Annotated in this window: 18 protein-coding genes; 7 read left to right on the forward strand and 11 right to left on the reverse strand. The window is 48.4% G+C overall.

What is annotated here, in order from left to right:
* Nucleotides 1-47: 47 nt before the first annotated feature.
* A complete protein-coding gene (locus KDK19_RS15445) occupies nucleotides 48-326 on the reverse strand; it encodes a hypothetical protein (RefSeq protein WP_257253407.1) in 279 nt (92 codons plus the stop codon).
* Nucleotides 327-823: 497 nt separating this feature from the next.
* On the opposite strand from KDK19_RS15445, the gene KDK19_RS15450 reads away from it, so the two are divergent.
* Complete coding sequence (locus KDK19_RS15450; RefSeq protein ID WP_257292303.1) at nucleotides 824-1,438, forward strand: RING finger domain-containing protein; 615 nt, start codon at nucleotides 824-826, stop codon at nucleotides 1,436-1,438.
* 25 nt (nucleotides 1,439-1,463) lie between these two features.
* On the opposite strand, the gene KDK19_RS15455 is transcribed toward KDK19_RS15450, so the two are convergent.
* Complete coding sequence (locus tag KDK19_RS15455; protein ID WP_257292304.1) at nucleotides 1,464-2,696, reverse strand: transposase; 1,233 nt, start codon at nucleotides 2,694-2,696, stop codon at nucleotides 1,464-1,466.
* A 37-nt stretch (nucleotides 2,697-2,733) separates the two neighbouring features.
* Here KDK19_RS15455 and tnpA point away from each other — a divergent pair, with 37 nt between their 5' ends.
* On the forward strand, nucleotides 2,734-3,135 hold the full coding sequence (gene tnpA / locus KDK19_RS15460; protein ID WP_257253413.1) for an IS200/IS605 family transposase: 402 nt from the start codon (nucleotides 2,734-2,736) through the stop codon (nucleotides 3,133-3,135).
* 173 nt (nucleotides 3,136-3,308) lie between these two features.
* Here tnpA and KDK19_RS15465 read toward each other — a convergent pair whose 3' ends face one another.
* Entirely contained in the window at nucleotides 3,309-3,413 is a 105-nt protein-coding gene (locus tag KDK19_RS15465; RefSeq protein ID WP_257253415.1) for a LacI family DNA-binding transcriptional regulator, read from the reverse strand.
* Complete coding sequence (locus tag KDK19_RS15470; RefSeq protein ID WP_257253416.1) at nucleotides 3,401-3,727, reverse strand: PTS lactose/cellobiose transporter subunit IIA; 327 nt, start codon at nucleotides 3,725-3,727, stop codon at nucleotides 3,401-3,403. The genes KDK19_RS15465 and KDK19_RS15470 overlap by 13 nt, the downstream gene beginning before the upstream one ends.
* 616 nt (nucleotides 3,728-4,343) lie before the next feature.
* Here KDK19_RS15470 and KDK19_RS15475 point away from each other — a divergent pair.
* The 5 genes from KDK19_RS15475 (at nucleotide 4,344) to ptsG (ending at nucleotide 9,954) form a co-directional block, all read left to right on the forward strand.
* Nucleotides 4,344-5,249: a TIGR01777 family oxidoreductase gene (locus KDK19_RS15475; protein WP_257253418.1), complete on the forward strand. Its 906-nt coding sequence runs from the start codon at nucleotides 4,344-4,346 to the stop codon at nucleotides 5,247-5,249.
* Nucleotides 5,250-5,614: 365 nt separating this feature from the next.
* Nucleotides 5,615-6,610 carry an ABC transporter ATP-binding protein gene (locus tag KDK19_RS15480; protein ID WP_257253434.1) on the forward strand — a complete coding sequence of 332 codons (996 nt, stop codon included), beginning with the start codon at nucleotides 5,615-5,617 and terminating at the stop codon, nucleotides 6,608-6,610.
* Nucleotides 6,603-7,382 (forward strand): ABC transporter permease, encoded by a 780-nt coding sequence (locus tag KDK19_RS15485; RefSeq protein ID WP_257253419.1) that lies wholly within the window; start codon nucleotides 6,603-6,605, stop codon nucleotides 7,380-7,382. Before KDK19_RS15480 ends, KDK19_RS15485 begins: the two co-directional genes overlap by 8 nt.
* Nucleotides 7,383-7,445: 63 nt before the next feature.
* Entirely contained in the window at nucleotides 7,446-8,270 is an 825-nt protein-coding gene (gene queF / locus KDK19_RS15490; RefSeq protein ID WP_257253436.1) for an NADPH-dependent 7-cyano-7-deazaguanine reductase QueF, read from the forward strand.
* A 250-nt stretch (nucleotides 8,271-8,520) separates the two neighbouring features.
* Nucleotides 8,521-9,954: a PTS glucose transporter subunit IIBC gene (ptsG, locus tag KDK19_RS15495; protein WP_257253423.1), complete on the forward strand. Its 1,434-nt coding sequence runs from the start codon at nucleotides 8,521-8,523 to the stop codon at nucleotides 9,952-9,954.
* A 6-nt stretch (nucleotides 9,955-9,960) separates the two neighbouring features.
* Here ptsG and KDK19_RS15500 read toward each other — a convergent pair whose 3' ends face one another.
* The 7 genes from KDK19_RS15500 to KDK19_RS15530 all read right to left on the reverse strand — a co-directional run bounded on the left by KDK19_RS15500 (nucleotide 9,961) and on the right by KDK19_RS15530 (nucleotide 17,593).
* On the reverse strand, nucleotides 9,961-10,698 hold the full coding sequence (locus KDK19_RS15500) for a copper homeostasis protein CutC (RefSeq protein ID WP_257253424.1): 738 nt from the start codon (nucleotides 10,696-10,698) through the stop codon (nucleotides 9,961-9,963).
* A gap of 277 nt (nucleotides 10,699-10,975) precedes the next feature.
* Complete coding sequence (locus KDK19_RS15505) at nucleotides 10,976-11,677, reverse strand: hypothetical protein (protein WP_257253426.1); 702 nt, start codon at nucleotides 11,675-11,677, stop codon at nucleotides 10,976-10,978.
* A gap of 391 nt (nucleotides 11,678-12,068) precedes the next feature.
* Complete coding sequence (gene crr / locus KDK19_RS15510) at nucleotides 12,069-12,575, reverse strand: PTS glucose transporter subunit IIA (RefSeq protein ID WP_257253427.1); 507 nt, start codon at nucleotides 12,573-12,575, stop codon at nucleotides 12,069-12,071.
* Between the two features lie 133 nt (nucleotides 12,576-12,708).
* A complete protein-coding gene (pfkA, locus tag KDK19_RS15515) occupies nucleotides 12,709-13,689 on the reverse strand; it encodes a 6-phosphofructokinase (RefSeq protein ID WP_257253428.1) in 981 nt (326 codons plus the stop codon).
* Nucleotides 13,690-13,766: 77 nt separating this feature from the next.
* Nucleotides 13,767-15,203: a pyruvate kinase gene (pyk, locus tag KDK19_RS15520; RefSeq protein ID WP_257253429.1), complete on the reverse strand. Its 1,437-nt coding sequence runs from the start codon at nucleotides 15,201-15,203 to the stop codon at nucleotides 13,767-13,769.
* A gap of 415 nt (nucleotides 15,204-15,618) precedes the next feature.
* Nucleotides 15,619-16,626: a type I glyceraldehyde-3-phosphate dehydrogenase gene (gene gap, locus KDK19_RS15525; protein WP_257253430.1), complete on the reverse strand. Its 1,008-nt coding sequence runs from the start codon at nucleotides 16,624-16,626 to the stop codon at nucleotides 15,619-15,621.
* 709 nt (nucleotides 16,627-17,335) lie between these two features.
* A complete protein-coding gene (locus KDK19_RS15530; RefSeq protein ID WP_257253431.1) occupies nucleotides 17,336-17,593 on the reverse strand; it encodes an HPr family phosphocarrier protein in 258 nt (85 codons plus the stop codon).
* Nucleotides 17,594-17,868: the final 275 nt, after the last annotated feature.

Here is a 17,868-nt window from a genome sequence, read left to right on the forward strand (position 1 = left end):
CCAATTTATTGCAACCGCAGTAGGACAGCCTTAAGTCCGACAGGCTGCTAGGGAGAGAAGTAATCCAGTACCTCAACATAATACATGCAGCCTCGAATCATAATACCCATATGACTAGGGAAAAAGTTTGTTGGCGCGGGGAAGCCTTGCACCCAGTATGGAAAAGCCTGCTGCCGGATGGACACCCAAAGAATACCCCAGCCATTTGATTGAAGCACAAAATTAGCCACAGAATTGTAGTCATAAGGACTGCGGATAACATAGCCTGTGGCAACACTCTTACAGGAAAGACAAAAAAGAGCAGTCAGAGCTATATATTTTTTCATATCAGCCAATAACCTCCATATGCTGAAGAATATATATGGACCAAATGACTGATCTTGCAACTTGACGACCTCTGCAGGGGACAAGCCCCCATTTACTGGCAAATCATCTTGAAACCTCTCTTGGGCATCAATCCTGTATTGACCTTATTGCGCTGGTTATTTTTGGCCTCATGCAGATGGGTTCAGTCAACCTTTCCCGTATTGCCCGAACTTTGGGGCACGTACCGGGACCGGCTCCGGGTGCAATCGTCTCAAGCACTTCTTCGCACGGAGTGGCATGGAGCATGATGATATTGCCAGAATGGTCGCTAAGTAGGAGGGCGTCATTCCCACGGAGGAAGCTGTCGCAAAAGTAGCGAGCAAAGCTGAGACGAGGCAACGGTTCTTCCGCCTGGCATCGTTATGGCTTTTCACAGGGTAAGTCATAAAATTTGGGGAACTTTTCTGCCAGTTTTTTATCTCATTATTTACTAATGAACAGAAATGGAACTTATTTTATGACAATGAGTGTTTCGGATGCATGTCAAATCTGTCTCGGGTCTTTTAATGAAAAAGATAATGAAGATCTTCGATGTAAGAATAAAAAAGTGGTTCTCCCGTGCCATGAATCTCATGTTTTTGGAAGAAAATGTCTTGCTATATGGTATGGCCATTCCAAGACTTGTCCTAGCTGTAGGGCTCCGGTGCCGTCATATGTTTTTGAGAATATGCCTCCTCCTCGATCATTGCGTGAACGGGTAACCAGAATATCTCAAATTGCTACTAATGCTTTTATTGGTGCTGCTGGCTCTGCTCTTATTGGGGCAACTCTTATTGGTACCTCTGGCATTATTAATATTTACAGTGGTTTGGCTGAGACTGGTGATGTTATGACCGCTTTGGCTGCTGGTGTACGCACAGCTACTCTATCCGGAGCTGTTTTTGGAGCGGGAAATAGCGTAATTGAAGTACTACCTTACGGGTTTATAGGTTTTTCTATTAGCCTTGCCAGCTGCCCTATAGCTTATGCATTTTATGGCTACCTTGCTGCTAGTCATTTTGCTGGTTTTGCCGCTGGTGCATTCGTTGGCGTGCTCTGCCCTCCTCATCCTTCTATTTATTTTGATGATTAATTTACGGGGTGATGTACTCCCACCACTAAGCCGCTGAAGCAGCTTTAGTGGGGGCTTCTTGCGACCCACGCTGAGAACTCTCAACACCTTTCGCTGTAGCACCTGCGCTGACAGATATTGCTACAGGGGAACTCTTTATACAATCGCTGCATCCCAGCGAATCAGCTAAACCAATATCACGGATATTACAGGCGGCGTTTATGTCCCTGTCATTGACAGATTGACAATTTGGGCACTGCCACTCCCGCACAGACAGGGGCATGGCTTCCATTTTATAGCCGCAGCAATTACACAGTTTGGAACTCGGATGGAACCTCCCTATCCGAATCAGGTTCTTGCCATTCCAACGACACTTGTATTCCAGTGTCGTCAGAAACATTCCCCAGCCTGCGTCCTGTATTGCTCTGGCAAGTTTACGGTTTTTTATCATGCCTTTGATATTGAGGTCTTCTACAGCAAAGGTGGTTGCGTGGCTTTTGTCAGCCAAATTTGCTGTTGCCTGGTGCGTGAAATCGTAGCGACGGTTGGCTATTTTTTCATGGATTATGGAGACTTTGCGTTTTTGCTTTGATCTGTTGGCTGAACCTTTTTTCTTTCTGGCGAGTATCTTTTGCTCCATTGCCAGCCGAACCAGTGAAGCCTTCAGAATACGAGGGTTTTCAGTCTTGTTACCTTTACTATCAATAAGAAATTCAGTCAGCCCAACATCAAGACCAACAGTGTTTTCTCTTTCAATCGTTGCAGGAGCTGGATCAACAACACCATCATCAACCAACACACTGGCAAAGTATTTGCCTGACGGTGAACGCTTGACAGTAACGGTTTTGACCTTGCCGGAAAACGGGCGATGAAGTTTTGCTTTTATTCCCTTCAGCTTTGGCAGGTTGATAGCCGATGCTTCAAAATCAACCGTTACATGCTGGGGGCATTGGAAAGACTGCCAGCCGGAATATTTTGATTTGAATTTTGGAAACTGGGCTCGACCCTGAAAAAAGTTGGTGAACGCAGTATCCAGGTTGGCGAGAGAGGCCAGCAGACTTTGACTGTTGACGTCCGTCAACCATTCTTTGTCGTCTTTCTTGCTGGCAACCAGACGATCCTGAAGCTGACGCTTTGACAGGCTCTTTCCGGTTTCTTTGTAATGTTTGTCTTTTTCTGACAATGCCCAGTTATAGACATGACGAGAGCAACCGAAGTGCTTTTCAATCAGCACTCGCTGTTCAGGGTTGGGGTAGGTTCTGTACTTGTATGCTCTCATACGACTATAATAACACAAAATAACTTAGTGTAATAGAATGAAATCCCACTATCATTGTGTCTATAAGCTAAAATATCATTTAGTGTTAGTAACAAAATACCGCCGTAGATGCTTCACAGCTCCCATGCTGGTCAGGTTGGAAGAAATCTGTCGTGACCTTTGCCAAAAGTGGGAGGTTGATCTTGAAGAGTTTGGTGGAGAGGCTGACCATGTTCACCTAATGCTTGATCTGCATCCGAACATCATGCCCAGCAAGTTCGTGAACAACCTGAAAACTGTCACCAGCAGGCTTATCCGAAAAGAGTTTTCAAAGCACTTGAAAATGCATTATTGGAAGCCTGTTCTATGGACAAGGGCGTACTGCTTGATAACGGCTGACGGTGCGCCTTTGGAAGTTCTGAAGGAATACATACAGAAACAGGAGAGGCCGGAGAAATGACAGCCCTATACGGGCTATTCGCTATCCATCTCCATCCAAACCTTCAAAGGTCGCTACGCTCCCAATGAGAGGCTATGGATGGAGAATTTCGCGAGTTTCGTTAAACTGTATTCACAGAGAAAAGCAAAGGCTTCCACACAACCTGCAGCCATCTCTTGAATAGCAAACTCCACTCACAGGCGGGTTGTCTCCGTTACCTGTCCGGTATTTTTCAGTACCCTGGATACGATAGCACGGGATACTTTTGCTCGCTCAGCGACGTCTTTTATTGTGGCCATTTTTGCTTCTGATCGATTTTTTTGTGAAGTGTTATCAGCTCCTGAACCATTTCCTGAGCCAGCATGGATGTCATCAAATGATCCTGGGCATGTACCATCACCAGGGTCATTGGCCTTTTCCCTTCGCCCTGATCTTCCTCGATCAGTTGAGTCTGGATTCTGTGAGCCCCTTTTGCGGCCTCCCGGGCGTGAGCTATCATCTCTTCGGCTCCTTCGTAATCCCCAGCCTTTGCCTTGGACAAAGCATCGTAAGCACAGCTGCGAGCGAGGCCAGAGTTAATGATAATCTCCATTACGGCAGACTCTGGATCCATGGTCATACTCCTGTCTGGTATACAGTTAGCCGGAGTGCTTTGCGGACTCTTGATCAATTGCCCGAAACACTCAAAAAATGTTTTACGGTAAAAATAGTCAGGACGCTCAGTTTACACTGTGTCTTTTTAGATGCAGTCGGTTTCATGGAGTGGTGACATTATGGCTGACATAAGTCAAAAAACCGGGTTTTGGACTGCTTGAGTGAAAGTGAAATAAAAAAAGACAAATGCCTTATATTCGTGACTGGATATTCGCATAGGTGTAAACCGAAGCTTTATTGATATAGATCAAGGTTTTTGTAGTAGGTAATACGTATTATGAAGTCACTCGGGCCAATCAAGAAAAATAATAAAAAGCGCCAGAGAATAAGGGACATAAAAAAAAGAAGCGGGAGCCAGTGACAAGCCAGCTGATCAAATACCCGGGTTTGAGGGGACCCAGGGTATTTTTTTATGGGTAAAAAATCTGCCTCAAAGTTCATTCATTCTGCAATAAAAATCATCAGTAAAAAATTGTTTCTGAAGCTCATGGCTGTTTAATATGGAATCATGGGATTTTATCCCGTGAGACTGAGGACGCTCCATTTCATTTCAAGGCTTATTCGGGACTTATGTCATGCAGATACTGATTACCGGGGGAACAGGGTTTATTGGCCGCCGACTGGTGGCCAGACTTTTATCAAAAGGGCATCGGCTGACCATTTTGAGCAGACAGGATGCCAGGGATGTACACCGCCTTCTGTCCACTGAAGTGAAGCCTGTAAAGTCCTTGTCGGCTGTGAAGCCCTCTGAAGCCTTCGATGCCATTGTCAATCTGGCCGGTGAAGGAGTGATGGATAAGCGTTGGACTCCCTCAAGAAAAAGACAGTTGCTCAATAGCCGGATCGCATTGACTTCAGAATTGGTTGACCTGACTGAGAGAATGGAAAACCGGCCAGACTGTCTGATCAGTGGCTCTGCTATTGGGTTTTATGGTGGTAGGGACGATGCTGCCCGTCTGGATGAGTCTTCCGGGGCTGGGGATGACTTTGCTGCAGGACTGTGTATACGCTGGGAGCAGGCTGCTGTGCGTGCAAAGGATTTGGGGCTGCGGGTTTGTCTGGTCAGAACCGGAGTAGTATTGCACCCTGAAGGCGGTGCGCTCCGGGAAATGATGCTTCCTTTCCGTCTGGGTATTGGTGGTCCGCTGGGTTCTGGCAAGCAGATGATGTCGTGGATTCACATGGAAGATATGGTGAATGCGCTGGAATTTTTGCTGGAGAATGACTCAGCTGAGGGCGCCTTTAATGCCACCGCTCCTGAAGCTGTCAGTAATAAAGACTTTGCCGTGACTCTGGCCGGCACTCTTAATCGTCCGGCCTTCCTGAAAATGCCAGCCATGGTTCTCAGGGGAATGTTGGGGGAGTCTTCTGAAATGGTATTGAAAGGCCAGAATATCTACCCACAGCGTCTCATGGCTGAAGGATTTTCATTCACTTATCCACAACTTAAACCAGCACTGACTCAGTTGATTGGGGCTTAGTATGAAAAAATAATTTAAAAATGCCGTTTAATTTATCGTTTTATAATAAAATCATCCTTTTTTCATTTTGGGGAAGGGTTGGGCGTCTCTCTCAGTGCTCTTTTTAGCCTCTTCCAAGGACTATGCCACAGCGTTGCAGAGAGTGAAGCTCTACAGATCAATACATCAATAAGTAGTGACAGCCATAAGCAGCAGGATATTTTTCTATTTCCTGATGACGGAAAAACGTTCAAAGTAACTGCCATGAGTAATCGCCTCTGTTTGATTTCACTGGATGGATGAGAGAAAGCAGGGTAAAAGCAAGAGTGACACTATGCAAAGGCTTTGATGGAGAAGAAGCTCTGCATAACACGGACTATAAAAACATGCCTCAGGCACTGAAAATACAGAATCTAAGAAAACAATACGACAATGGATTTCAAGCCCTGAAAGGGATTGATCTCTCGGTTGAAGAAGGCGATTTTTACGCCCTGCTGGGACCCAATGGTGCCGGCAAATCAACCTCTATCGGTATTATTTCATCACTGGTTCGAAAGACTTCTGGCAAGGTTTCAATATTCGGGCACGACATTGATACTGATCTTGTCAGGGCCAAGCGGATGCTGGGAGTCGTTCCCCAGGAATTCAACTTCAACCAGTTTGAAAAAGTTGAAGATATCATTGTGACGCAAGCCGGTTACTATGGCATACCAGCAAAAGAAGCCCGCCAGCGCTCTGAGAAGTATCTCAAGCAGTTGGGCCTGTGGGATAAACGACACAATGTCTCAAGAATGTTGTCCGGCGGTATGAAGCGCCGTTTGATGATTGTCAGAGCCCTGATTCACCAGCCCAGACTACTGATTCTTGATGAACCGACCGCCGGTGTTGATATTGAGCTTCGTCGCTCTCTCTGGGACTTCCTCAGGGACATCAATGGGCAGGGCACCACGATTATCCTGACCACTCATTATCTCGAAGAGGCTGAGCAGCTCTGCCGCAATATTGGCATTATCGATAGTGGCAAGATTGTCGAGAACACCAGTACCAAGGCTTTGTTGGGCAAGCTTCAACAAGAGAGCTTTGTGCTGGATCTGAAAAAGCCGATTGAATATCTGCCTACCTTTGCAGGTTATACCGTCAAGATGTTGGATAACCGTAGCATTGAAGTTGAGGTTGGCAAGCATCAGGGAGTGAATGACCTGTTCAGGCAGCTGAGTGAATGTCGTATTGAAGTAGCCAGTATGAGAAACAAGTCCAACCGGCTTGAAGAGCTGTTTGTCAATTTAACTTCTGATGCCTCGGCGACAGACGCTTCGGGAGCTGACTCTTCGGGACAAACTAAAGGCAGTGCAGCTGAGAAGGGGGAAGCGCACGGTGAGTGAGTGGAAGTATAACCTGGTCGCGTTTAATACGATCTTCAGTAAAGAAATTCGTCGTTTCATGCGCATTTGGCCACAGACCCTATTGCCGCCAGCGATCACCATGTCTCTGTATTTCGTTATTTTTGGTGCCGTGATTGGCTCCAGAGTGGGCGAAATGGGTGGCTTTGATTATATGACCTTTGTCGTACCGGGTCTGGTTATGATGGCGGTGATTACCAACAGCTTCAGTAATGTGGCTTCCAGCTTTTTCAGCAACAAGTTTCAGAAGAGTGTTGAAGAGTTGCTGGTGTCACCGGTACCGAACTGGGTGATTCTGGCCGGGTACACTATGGGCGGTGTTGTCAGGGGGCTCTATGTTGGTGTTCTGGTTATGCTGCTGGGAGCCTTCTTTGTGGAGCTTCAGGTTCATCATATTCTTATTACCCTGCTGGCCGTTTTTCTGACTGCAACTCTTTTTGCATTGGGTGGTTTCATCAATGCAGTGTTTGCCAGAAAATTTGACGATGTCGCCATCATCCCGACATTTGTATTAACTCCACTTACTTACCTGGGAGGGGTTTTCTACTCAGTAGACGTTCTTCCCGAGCCATTCCGCTCCATCTCACTGTTGAACCCTATCCTTTATCAGGTGAACGCCTTCCGTTATGGAATCCTCGGGCAGGACAGTGGTATCAGTATTGGCTGGGCTTTTGTTGTGATGGTTCTGGCTATCGTTATCATGGCCACATGGGCCCTTCATCTCCTGCGAGTGGGCAAAGGCCTGCGAAACTGAATGTGGAGAGTGCAGAACTGGCCGGGTTATGGGGCAGAAAGAGTTGAGTCAGAGTGTGAAATTATGAGTGAATTAGTGAATGCCTCCCCACTGGGGAAAAACAGTGAGTACCAAGCGGAGTATAATCCGGAACTTTTGTTTCCCATTCCCCGTAAGGATAAGCAGCTGGAGTTGGGGCTGGACCCGGAAAATCTCCCTTTCGTTGGCAGTGATGTCTGGCATGGCTATGAACTGTCATGGCTCAATAAAAAGGGTAAGCCGTTGGCAATGGTGGGTCGTTTTGAGTTGCCGTGCCATTCGCCCTGTCTCATTGAATCAAAGTCCTTCAAGCTTTACCTGAATTCATTCAACCAGACTCAGTTTGACTCTGTGTCTCAGGTTCAGGCGCTAATGGAAAAGGATCTCAGTCAAGCGGCAGGTGCACCGGTTAGCGTAAAGCTGATGACGATTGCCGAAATGGAAGTTTTCGGATTCAAACCGGCTCCCGGTATTGGCGTAGATCAGCTGGATGTGGCCATTGATTGCTATGACTATAAGCCTGACCTCTTGCAAAAGGCTGAAGGCACCCGGGAAGAAACCATCCACTCTCATTTGCTGAAGTCCAACTGTCCAGTTACCGGGCAACCAGATTGGGGTACCGTGGTCGTCCAATATAAAGGTGAAGCCATTAGTCATGAGTCGTTTTTGAGGTTTATCTGTTCATTCCGGGGGCATCAGGAATTTCATGAGCAGTGTGTGGAAAGAGTTTTCACAGAGATCCGGGCCCGTTTCGAAATGGAATCTCTGACCGTCTATGCTCGCTATGTACGCCGGGGAGGACTGGATATTAACCCCTGGCGCAGTAGTGACCGGGCCGGGCAGGATGACAGGCGTCTGATCAGGCAGTAAAGCAACTCGTCACAAAGGATGGCCGGGCAAAAAGATCTCACCCGCATCAGGATGAATGAATCGCCGTAATGAATGGCGGATCATGCGTAGCTTTTGCTTCCCGGAGGGAGCTGGAGATACTCTGGCCGTCAACACGCCCATGGAAGTAAATGTTATTTCTACGCTCACGGCCGTTTGGTCTATTCTTCCATAAGTTTACCCATCTTCAGCTTGCTCTCAGATTAGAATCTTCTCCCCCGGAGTCTCTCCAATGGTCAAATCTGCATTCGGCACACTTCAGCAGATAGGTCGGGCGTTGATGCTGCCTGTAGCCGTTCTGCCTGTTGCGGGAATACTGCTGGGCGTAGGCAGTGCCGGCTTCGATTTTATTCCAGATCTCGTCTCCAGCATCATGGCCCAGGCGGGTGGCATGGTCTTCGGAAACCTGCCCATTATCTTTGCTATTGGTACTGCCATTGGCCTTACTGATAATGACGGTGTTTCCTCAGTGGCGGCAACTGTAGGCTTCGTGGTCATGCTGGGAACCATGGGTGTCATGGCCGCAGAGCTCGGAGTAGAACCCAGTTCTATTATGGGCATAGATACGATTGATACCGGTGTTTTCGGTGGAATTATTGTCGGTATCATGGCCTCTTGGATGTTCAATCGCTATTACAAGATCAAACTTCCGGATTATCTGGGCTTCTTTGCAGGAAAGCGCTTTGTTCCCATTGTCACCGCCATCGGGGCTGTCTTTCTCGGCATCCTGCTGAGCTTTATCTGGCCCCCTATTCAGGGTGCTATTGACGCCTTTTCACAATGGTCGGTGACTGAAAACCCGGTCATGGCAGGCTTTGTTTATGGTGTGGTTGAACGTGCCCTGATTCCGTTTGGCCTGCATCATATCTGGAATGTGCCCTTCCAGATGGAGATGGGTGAATTCATTGATCCATCAGGTAATGTCTTTAGAGGCGACATTGCACGTTTTTTTGCCGGTGATCCCACTGCCGGATTCCTGGCTGGTGGCTACCTTTTCAAAATGTTTGGCTTGCCTGCTGCGGCCATTGCCATCTGGCATTGCGCCAGGCCAGAGAACAAACAAAAAGTCGGTGGCCTAATGCTGTCAGCGGCTCTCACTTCATTGCTCACAGGCATTACAGAGCCCATAGAGTTTTCATTCCTTTTTGTCGCCCCGGTACTTTATGGCATTCATGCCCTGCTGGCCGGACTGGCTTATGCCATCACCAACTATCTTGATATTAAGATGGCCATGTCATTTTCCAACGGCCTGATCGATTATCTCCTTTACTTCGGCATTGCCACCAAGCCCCTCTGGATTATTGCCCTGGGTCTGGTCTATGCAGTTCTCTATTATGTGATCTTCAGGGTCATGATTACCCTGCTGGACCTCAAAACACCCGGACGTGAAGTTGAAGCTGAACTTTCAGCCAAAGTGGTTCCATCCAGCGCCCTGGCGAGAGACCTTATTCTGGCTTTTGGCGGCAAGGGAAACATTAAGAATCTGGATGCCTGTATCACTCGTTTGAGAGTCACGGTTAACAACCCTGACGACGTTGACCAGGAAGCCATTAAACAACTGGGAGCCACGGCTGTTGTCGTGGTGGGTCAGAATATGCAGGCCATCTTTGGCACTCAATCCGACAACATCCGAACCGAGATGGAAGAAGTCATTCAATCCATGTAAACCGGGTTACTGAAAAGACTCTACTGCTGTACAGAGGGAACGCACTCTCTCAACCGATACTTCTCCCTCATCAAGAACACTGCTGTACGCATGAATGCTGGTCGAATGATTTTCTACGGGTAGTTGTTGAAGAATCTTCCCGGCGTTGTCCGGACCAACCCCACCACCGACGACCAGCTCCAACCTGTTTTCGGCTTTCAACATCAGTTGCTCGAGCATCCTCACGCCTTCAAAAGCGCCGTCAGCAGAACTCCAGGTTGTACCACTGCTCAGAATACGATCCACACCGTATTGAATCAGTATATCCAGACTCTCAAACACGTTGGGTGTAGCATCCAGTGCACGGTGAAACGTCACGGACAGATTACGGGTCTTGGCGGTGTCGACCAGTCGCCCCAGTACATCACGATTAATGGTATTGCCGGGAAGTGCAAGAGCACCTATGACGACACCATCAGCACGCGCTTTGGCGGCATCACAGATCTGCCGTTCCATAAGCAAAATTTCTTCGGTACCGAATGAAAAATCGCCACCCCGGGGGCGGATCATGCACTGTAAACCACAACGATCCTGAAAGGCTTCCCGGGCAGCTTCGAGAGCTTCTATTGTGGGAGTGGTGCCTCCTAAGGACATATCACCACACAACTCTATACGTGCAGCGCCACCCTTGCAGGCCGCTGCAACAGAGCGGTAAACATAGTCTGGATTCAGACTGTTGACGCAGATCTCGACAGGGATTGGCAATGTGTGACTCCTGATGCTGCTAGCGCTAAAAAAATAGCATTAAATGTCTTTTATAGATGGCCTGCCGCTGAACGTCAGCGATGACATAGACAGGACAACTCTGACAATAATAACCAGATTGTCACAGATCGCTCAGGAAAACACAGTCTTTACAAATAAAATCTCACGAAACTGAAATGATCTTCAGGCGATAACGGGGAGATTTGAGAGAAATCTGGCAACCTTGAACCAGACCCACCTTTAAAAAAACGACACTAACTACTTATTAAACCATCAATCAGGGCAATTCACCCGTCATTCTGAGCACATCATCAATCAGCATCTTGTCCAGCTTCTGCTTTTGCTTCAGCATTTCCATTTTGCCCGGACTGACCCTGACCGTGAAGCTTTCAGGCTCATCATCGCTAATCGCTGCAGGCATGGTAACAGTGTATTCCTCATGGGTTGGGTCCATAAAGAAATAAGGTACAGAATGAGAAAAATTATCAAAACAACCCTGTGACTGATACCTGATAAGGTCATCATAATAAGATGACATATAAGATGAGTAGGCTGATCTTGCTCCCATACACCCGGTGACTGAGCTTTTTCTAACGGTGTCATCCAGGCCCCATGCCTCTTCCCCCCGAGCGGATTCTTCCTCCGGTGGAAGAACGATATCAGGAAGGCGCGCAGCCTGCCTGATATGCTCGGCTTCCATACGCTTGAGTTCTGCCACCAATTCCTGATGGGTCATACGGTTCAAGCGAGCCTCGCGGGCCTGGGCATAAGACTCGTAACTGCTCCCGCCTAACAGAGAGTCTCCGTCCAGATATCGGGACACAGTCTCTCTTCTGACAGAGTCCAACTCGTCAATAACAACCTGCAAGTTCTCAGCCTCCCGATCTTCTTTCGGGCTCACAGGTACCTCTTGGAATGAAAAAATCAGCAGCAGGAAGCCGGTAACCACCAGCACTAAAAGCGACACAACTCCTTTCATATACACCTCCTTTAGTCTAATCGCACAGTTTTTTTGTTATGGGAATACAGTGATGACAGGAGCTCACAACACATTGCTTTAAAAGGCGCAGAATTGCATTTCTAACTCATACCTGTCTTTTAATTGAGACCACGAGTTTTCCAGAGGGTTCAATCGCGGACAGAATAGAATAAGGAAGAAAGGTCGTCACTAACGTGTCGGTCAGGTATTCTGACCGTCAGGAAACGCTGAAAGGCTTTAAGGTGAAGTTGGGGATTTTGGAAGCCGCTGGTGTGTCGGCTTCAAGGTACTGACAGACATTATCGAACAAGCGCAAAACCCCGTACTTTGCGACACCCTCCTTAGGGCGGGGAGGATGTCAAGTCCGAAAATAACAGCCTGTTTGAAACAACTACTTCATTTTGACAACCAGCAGGTTGTCATTGCCCTGGACAACAGAGCCCGAAGATTTTTCCAGAGAGGCGACATCGTCCATGTTGGAGATCACAACGGGTGTAATCACACTCTTGGCTTTCTCCTTCAGAAAGTCCAGATCCACTTCAATGACCGGATCTCCAGCCTTGACTTGCTGGCCCTCGCTGGCAATACGCTTGAAGCCCTCGCCCTTTAGCTCGACGGTATCGATACCAAAATGAACAAACAGCTCAACCCCGGTGGGCGTCTCCATGCTGAAGGCGTGATTGGTTTCAAAGATTTTGCCAATCTCACCATCACAGGGCGCTACCATCACGTTGCCAGTAGGATCAATTGCGATGCCATCACCCACCACCTTGTCGGCAAAAACAGGATCAGGTACTTCTTCAATCGGCACAATGTCACCGGTCAGCGGTGCCTTGATCACCGTTCCCTGATCGGCGCTTAGCCCAATGCTTTTCTTCAGAGAGTCAAAAAGGCCCATCGCTTTCACCTTCTACTTCGGACGCGTTTATTTTAGGAGCCCTTGATTAATCTGGCCAGTTGACCCGACTGAAGCTCCCGATTCCTTTCCAGATTAACAGCTGAAGCGACAAACAACAGCAGTTAGAGACCATCTATACGGTGACGATATCCGCTACTTTTAGCAGATGACCATCAATCGCATTGTGCTTACTGATGGCTTTTTCCAGGGGGGTATGGACAATTTTTTGGTCACGAACACCCACCATCACACCACTGACACCTTCACGCAGAGCTTCCACAGAAGCCACTCCAAGGCGACTGGCCAGAACGCGGTCATAACAGCTGGGCTTGCCACCACGCTGAATATGACCTAGCACAGTTACTTTGACTTCATAAGTCGGGAAGTTTTCTTCCACAGCCCGGGACAGTTCAAAGACACCACCGGATTTATCACCTTCTGAAACCACTACGATACTGGATGTTTTCCCGGCTCTGCCACTTTGCTCAAGAGAGCTCATCAATTGATCCACAGACTTTTGATCTTCTGGAATCAAAATCTCTTCTGCACCAGCGGCGATACCGGCATTTAATGCAATAAAGCCTGCATCCCGACCCATTACTTCGATCAGAAACAGACGATTATGAGAGGTTGCAGTATCGCGAATCTTGTCAATCGCCTCTACCACGGTATTCAAGGCAGTGTCATAACCAATGGTGAAATCGGTTCCGAAGATATCGTTGTCAATGGTGCCGGGAACACCAATACAGGAAAGACCATGTTCCTTTTCCAGCAGCATGGCCCCGGTGAAGGAACCGTCACCACCTATAACAACCAGTCCATCCAGCCCGGCAGCCCGGGCATTTTTATAAGCAGCAGCCCGCCCCTCCGGAGCACGGAATTCCTGACAGCGGGCAGACTTCAGGAAAGTCCCACCCTGATTGATAATATTGGCCACTGAGCGCGCGTTCATTACTTCCAGGTCGTTATTAATCAAACCTTTATAACCTTCATGAATAGCTACCGGCTCAACCCCGTAAAAGATACAGCTGCGCACTACGGAACGGATGGCGGCGTTCATGCCCGGGGCATCACCACCTGAGGTAAGCACACCAATTTTTTTTAGTTCTGCCATGATCTGCTCGTCTCCTAAATCCCGTCAGGGAATGCATCAGGCATGCTGCCCAGTCAACATGCCCGTATTGACTGAAATTATTTCACAGTAACAATCTGCATGGTGTTGGTGCCGCCTTCAACTTCACAGGACTCACCCTTGGTCAGAATAATACGGTCACCGGATTCCAGCAGGCCACGATCTTTCAGTTCGGCAATAGCACGCTGATTGACTTCGGGGCCGTATTGGCTGCCACTATCAAAAGCGACTGACTCAACACCCCTGTACAGTGCAACGCGACGCTCAGTAGTTTTGTAGCGGGTCAGGGCAAAAATAGGCAGGCTGGTGTTAACACGGGACATCCACAGAGGAGTCGCACCGGTTTTGGTCAGACAAACAATCGCTTTTACACCTTCCAGACGGTTTGCCGCGTGCATGGCTGCCAGCGCAATGGCTGCATCGGTTTCACCGGCATAGGCCTTGTCCAGGCTGCTTCCGGAAATCATTTCAGGATGTTTTTCAGCACCCTGACAGATACGGGCCATAGCCTTGACGACTTCATGTGGACGCTTGCCTGTAGCCGTTTCACCGGACAACATGACAGCGTCGGTGCCATCCAGAACGGCGTTAGCCACGTCAAACACTTCAGCACGGGTTGGCTGAGTGTTGTGAATCATGGACTCCATCATCTGTGTGGCTGTAATGACAGGACGGTTCAGGCGACGGGCAACGTTGATCATCTGCTTCTGAACACCAATCAACTCAGCGTCGCCGATTTCCACACCCAGGTCACCACGAGCAACCATCACCGCATCAGAGGCCCTGATCACTTCTTCCAGCAATTCAAAGCTTTGAACCACTTCTGCACGCTCAATCTTCGACAGAATGGCAGCTGTACCACCGGCTTCACCCAGCAGCTTGCGAGCTTGCTCGACATCAGCCGCACTGCGCACAAAAGACACTGCCAGGAAATCGACACCCAGAGAAGCGGCCAGCTTGATGTCTTCCTTATCTTTCACGGTCAGGGCATCGGCAGACAGACCACCACCGGCCAGGTTGATACCCTTATTGTTGGACAGCTCACCACCATCCAGAGTGGTGGTTACGATGCGTGAACCCTTAATAGTCTTAACCTGCAGGCTCAGACGGCCATCGTCCAACAGCAGTACATCACCTACCTTGCAGTCATTTGGCAGATTTTTGTAGGCAAGACCGACCTGGGTTTCATCACCGGCATCGATGGGCAGTTCGGCATCCAGAACAAATTCCGCATCGTCCGGCAGGAAGATCTTGCCATTCTGGAAACGCCCGATACGAATTTTGGGCCCCTGCAGGTCACCGAGAATCGCAACACTGCGACCCAGACGGGCAGCAATACTGCGAATGCGCTCTGCACGGACACGGTGATCATCAGCGTCACCGTGAGAGAAATTCAGTCGAACAACGTTGACACCGGCTTCAATCAACTTGGTGAGCTGTTCTTCGGACTCTGTGGCAGGTCCGAGTGTGGCAACGATTTTTGTGCGTCTGAGCATGATATCCTCTCGCGAATTCGCCACGAACCGACCCAGCACGATAAAACTGCCTGAAGGGAGAGTCGACCGGGGCATAAATGCCATACGGCAGTTTGATAACAATTTTCAAGTGAGAAACATTTGACGGGTAATCAATAAAAACACCTGCCTTTGTTCCTGCATCTGTTCAATCTTGATAAAGCAACAAAAAGGAGAGTGAGTACCTGAAATGCCAGCATGCCAATCTGAACCCATTATAGATGGCATGCCAATTTCCCGACATCCGGAAGATGGCTTGAGTGGTTAATCCTCAGCCAGCTTCATATACACCTTCTTCTTTCTGCTGTTTAGTCCCGGACATCCAACGCCCTGCTATGAGAGCATCGGCATCAATCTGAAAAGCCTCACATCACCGAGGCTTTTCAATCACCTGAACTCAGGCACTCAGCAGAGCTTTAGCTGTGTCCAGCATACGGTTGGAGAAGCCCCACTCGTTGTCGTACCAGGACATCACCTTCACCAGGTTACCTTGTACGCGAGTCTGGGTGGCATCAAAGCTGGAAGAGAATGGACTGTGGTTGAAGTCCATGGAAACCAGAGGCTCGTAATTCACGTGCAGTACCTTGCCCATCGCATCGGAAGACTTGGCTGCATTAGCAATGATTTCGTTGACTTCTTCTTTGGAAGTGTCACGACTGGCGACAAAACTCAGATCTACCAGAGATACGTTGATGGTAGGGACGCGAACCGCCATTCCATCAAACTTGCCTTTCAGCTCAGGAACCACCAGACCAACAGCGGCAGCGGCACCGGTAGCAGTCGGGATCATGTTCTGTGCAGCCGCTCGGGCACGATACAGGTCGCTGTGGTATACGTCGCTGAGACGCTGGTCATTGGTGTAGGCATGAATAGTGGTCATCAGACCTTTTTCAATACCCAAAGCATCGTTCAGTGGTTTGGCAATGGGTGCCAGACAGTTGGTAGTGCATGAAGCGTTAGAAATAACGGTCATGTCTGCAGTCAGGGTGTCATGGTTAACACCATAAACGATGGTGGCGTCCACTTCCTTGCCAGGAGCAGAGATGATGACTTTCTTCGCGCCGGCATTCAGGTGAGGTTTGCAAGCTTCCCTGGAACGGAAAACACCGGTGCATTCAAAAACAACGTCAACACCCAGAGCAGCCCAGGGCAGATTAGAGGGATCACGTTCAGAGAATGTCTTGATTTCGTCACCGTTGACAAACAGTGCACCTTCACCTTCTTCAACTTGAGCGTCGAAACGACCGTGTACGGTATCGTACCTGGTCAGGTGAGTATTGATTTTCGCATCACCCAGGTCGTTGATAGCAACAATCTGGAATTCTTCACGACGACCTGCTTCATAGAGCGCACGCAGAACGTTGCGACCGATACGACCATAGCCATTGATTGCGATTTTGATCATGACGTCTCCAATACCCTTAGTCACAGCGGGATAACCCGCTACTTCGATTAGTAGATAGGATTTCCGGTGTAAATTCAGCTTCGTGAAAATACCTAAACCCCTTGTCTTACAAGGGCTCACAGTTTTTTTCAACAATCGACAGAACTAATAACCCTGCCCAACAAACAGTCACACCAAAGGACACTTTTATTCAGGGAGTACAACAAAAGTTATCCATATTAGGCCATCAGGGGTTGACACAGGACTGGAACGACGTTACAAATACGCTCATCAAGACACACAAAGTCGCACACTTGAAAACATCGCCCCCCCAGTAAATCTTTCCTGATGGGTCGTTGTGCACACACAAGGGTGCACAAACAGCCGGATTTCTCTCTACAGACGGCAATCTGAAGGAGAAACCCAGCATATTTCAGCAGTTAACAACACCTGACAACCTACACTCACCAGTGCGCGTTACCCGCTTGTTATCCATCAAACATACCCGAAAACACGTTTCATTCATGTCTTATGGATGACATCGTCCCGATGCATTTGTTCAAACACACCCGGTACGTGATACTTCTTAGAGGATACCCGTAACCGTTTTAGTATTACAGGCATTTTTGCACCAGAAAATATTTCGTCAGTGAACGACTTAATCATCCTGATTGACAACTGATTTATTCCGAAAGACAACCCGGCCGTAGAGGCCGGGCCAGCATAAAGCTTACTTCAATGTAACGATAAACTCTGCCAGGTGTTGTACAGCCTTCTCAGCTCCGTCACCTTCGCCGATGATGGTCACTGTTGAGCCTTGAGTCAGACCCAGGGTCTGCAGTTTGAACAAACTCTTGGCACTGGCCTGCTTGCCACCAGCTTCCAGCTTAATGTCACACTCGAAGGTCTTGGCTTCTTTGACAAACTGAGCAGCCGGACGAGTATGAAGGCCATTCTCAGCAGTAATTACAACATCTTTCTTAAACATATTCGGTCTCTCTGTAACTTGAGCAGAACAAAAGCCGACAAGACATATTGATTCGTTCAGCCAGTGGTGCTAAGCCTAAGTAAACTCCACGCCATGACCCAAGAATCAGCCAGCCTCAACCAAAACGGTATCAGGATTTTCCACTAAACTGCTTCGCAGGCAAGAAAAATCAAAACCTTCTTTGAGCCAGGGCAAAACGGCTATTTTTAGCGCACCACCTACTAGGAGCCTGACCGAGAATAGCGCCCGTAGCGAGGACGGTAGAAAATTGAGGA

It is taken from the genome of Endozoicomonas sp. ONNA1, assembly GCF_024606325.1.
Lineage (GTDB): Bacteria > Pseudomonadota > Gammaproteobacteria > Pseudomonadales > Endozoicomonadaceae > Endozoicomonas_A.

Coding starts and splice junctions, on each gene's coding strand:
- KDK19_RS15445 (WP_257253407.1), bottom strand. CDS start 326: ATGAAAAAATATATAGCTCTGACTGCTCTTTTTTGTCTTTCCTGTAAG.
- KDK19_RS15450 (WP_257292303.1), top strand. CDS start 824: ATGACAATGAGTGTTTCGGATGCATGTCAAATCTGTCTCGGGTCTTTT.
- KDK19_RS15455 (WP_257292304.1), bottom strand. CDS start 2,696: ATGAGAGCATACAAGTACAGAACCTACCCCAACCCTGAACAGCGAGTG.
- tnpA (WP_257253413.1), top strand. CDS start 2,734: ATGAAATCCCACTATCATTGTGTCTATAAGCTAAAATATCATTTAGTG.
- KDK19_RS15465 (WP_257253415.1), bottom strand. CDS start 3,413: ATGGCCACAATAAAAGACGTCGCTGAGCGAGCAAAAGTATCCCGTGCT.
- KDK19_RS15470 (WP_257253416.1), bottom strand. CDS start 3,727: ATGGATCCAGAGTCTGCCGTAATGGAGATTATCATTAACTCTGGCCTC.
- KDK19_RS15475 (WP_257253418.1), top strand. CDS start 4,344: ATGCAGATACTGATTACCGGGGGAACAGGGTTTATTGGCCGCCGACTG.
- KDK19_RS15480 (WP_257253434.1), top strand. CDS start 5,615: ATGCCTCAGGCACTGAAAATACAGAATCTAAGAAAACAATACGACAAT.
- queF (WP_257253436.1), top strand. CDS start 7,446: ATGAGTGAATTAGTGAATGCCTCCCCACTGGGGAAAAACAGTGAGTAC.
- ptsG (WP_257253423.1), top strand. CDS start 8,521: ATGGTCAAATCTGCATTCGGCACACTTCAGCAGATAGGTCGGGCGTTG.
- KDK19_RS15505 (WP_257253426.1), bottom strand. CDS start 11,677: ATGAAAGGAGTTGTGTCGCTTTTAGTGCTGGTGGTTACCGGCTTCCTG.
- crr (WP_257253427.1), bottom strand. CDS start 12,575: ATGGGCCTTTTTGACTCTCTGAAGAAAAGCATTGGGCTAAGCGCCGAT.
- pfkA (WP_257253428.1), bottom strand. CDS start 13,689: ATGGCAGAACTAAAAAAAATTGGTGTGCTTACCTCAGGTGGTGATGCC.
- pyk (WP_257253429.1), bottom strand. CDS start 15,203: ATGCTCAGACGCACAAAAATCGTTGCCACACTCGGACCTGCCACAGAG.
- gap (WP_257253430.1), bottom strand. CDS start 16,626: ATGATCAAAATCGCAATCAATGGCTATGGTCGTATCGGTCGCAACGTT.
- KDK19_RS15530 (WP_257253431.1), bottom strand. CDS start 17,593: ATGTTTAAGAAAGATGTTGTAATTACTGCTGAGAATGGCCTTCATACT.